3 protein-coding genes are annotated in these 1,624 nt (G+C 33.7%); all 3 read left to right on the forward strand.

What is annotated here, in order from left to right; translation table 11 throughout:
* Positions 1–641: tetratricopeptide repeat protein (locus tag ENL20_02415; GenBank protein HHE37408.1), on the forward strand; the 641-nt coding region annotated here is incomplete at its 5' end.
* A gap of 156 nt (positions 642–797) precedes the next feature.
* Positions 798–1,286 (forward strand): lytic murein transglycosylase, encoded by a 489-nt coding sequence (locus tag ENL20_02420; protein HHE37409.1) that lies wholly within the window; start codon positions 798–800, stop codon positions 1,284–1,286.
* Positions 1,283–1,624, forward strand: a 342-nt coding sequence (locus tag ENL20_02425; protein ID HHE37410.1) for a hypothetical protein, incomplete at its 3' end; no start/stop codon positions are given. The genes ENL20_02420 and ENL20_02425, both read left to right, overlap by 4 nt.

The following is a 1,624-nucleotide window of genomic DNA, read 5'->3' on the forward strand; positions in this document are numbered from 1 at the left end:
ACTTCATAATCTCCCTCAAAGAAAAATATTTCCAAAAGAAAGGAAGAGAATTACTTATTTCCGGCAAATTGGAAAAAGCATTTTCCTATTTTCAGAAAGCGGTTTTATTGAATGATTCCACCGATAATATCTTTAATCTGGCTTTATCTCTGCTTTCGTTAAGTAAATATTCAGAAGCAGAAAAGTACTTCAAAAAAATTTATCAGGATTTTCCAGATAATGAGATCAATATTCTCTCTCTGGCTGAATGTTTGATCATGCAGAGGAAATGGGATGAAGCGATCGATCATTACCGGATTCTGGTTGAAAAAAAACCGCAAAGTGAACCTTTAAAAGCTTATCTTGCTCAAGCTGAAGATGTTGTTGCCCGGGAAAAATATGTGAAATCAAAGGAATTATTCTATAAAGCTCAAATCGAGATCAGGAAGAAAAACGATACTAAAGCTTTAGAATACCTTCTGGAAGCAGAAGAATACGATCCTAAAAATCCGAATACACTCAATAATATCGGATCAGTTCTTCTTTTAAAGAAAGAATTTAAAAAAGCATACGGTTATTTTGAAAAAGCAGTCGTACTTGCACCTCAAAACAAAAAATTTCAGAAAAATCTGCTTCATGTAAAAAGAAAATTAAGAAAATGAGATTAAAGTATGTCTTTGCGAGTATTCTACATGCTTTTCAAACGAAGCAATCTTATTATCGTTATATTTAGAGTTGTAGATTGCTTCGGAAGAATTCGGTAAGAGAAAACCTCTCAATGACAATTTCTGCTGTTACAAAAGCAATAAGTTAAGAAAATGAAAAAAGGCTGGATCAAGTTCTTTTTCTACTTCCTGATTCTATTTATCCTCTTCTATAATCCGATTTCCGCAAGAATAATGACCGTTGCAACTGCAACTTTTCACAATCTGAATATCTCCCTTTATTATAAACAAATAGCTGCAGAAAGCGCATTCCGAAGTTTCGCTTTTTCTAAAAAAGGAGCGATCGGTCTGGGACAAATTCAGCCGATAACGGCAAAATACATCCAACCAAAAAATCCCGTTTTTTTCCTCTGGTTTCCTCCCACCAATCTTCACACTTCTGCCAAATATATGAAATATCTTCTGAAAAAATATGATAAAAACTGGAGTTTGAGTCTGGCTGCTTACAACTGGGGAGAAACAAATGTTGACAAAAGGATCGGCCAATTGAAGATAGAGAAAGAGAAGAATTATCGTGAGATTTTTTCTGATATTCCTGAAACATATGCTTTTATCGGGAAAATCATCAAGAAGGAGAAATGAAGAAATTTTTACTCTTATTTCTTTCCATATTTTCCAGTTTTGTCTATGCAAACAGTCTTAAGGATGTTTATCATAAAAATTATGGAATAATCGACCGCACTGTCCTGGTTTTTGAAGAAAGACCTGATTATTCGATCATAGAGGAATATAAGAAGATCAAAATTGTTCTGTCATCCGATTGTGAAAAAACCGCTATCTTACAAAATACACAAATTCCGGATAATCCCGTTCTGGAGTCATTTGATTTCAGGAAAGAAAACTCAAATCTGATTTTTTCAATCTCGACCGATTCGACATATTTTCTAAAATACTCTACGCTTGAGGAAAAAGGTAAATTC

This window comes from Candidatus Cloacimonadota bacterium (assembly GCA_011372345.1).
Taxonomy (GTDB): Bacteria; Cloacimonadota; Cloacimonadia; order Cloacimonadales; family TCS61; genus DRTC01.

Excerpts from the sequence above, each read along its gene's own strand:
- ENL20_02420 (HHE37409.1), top strand. The coding sequence starts at position 798 with ATGAAAAAAGGCTGGATCAAGTTCTTTTTCTACTTCCTGATTCTATTT.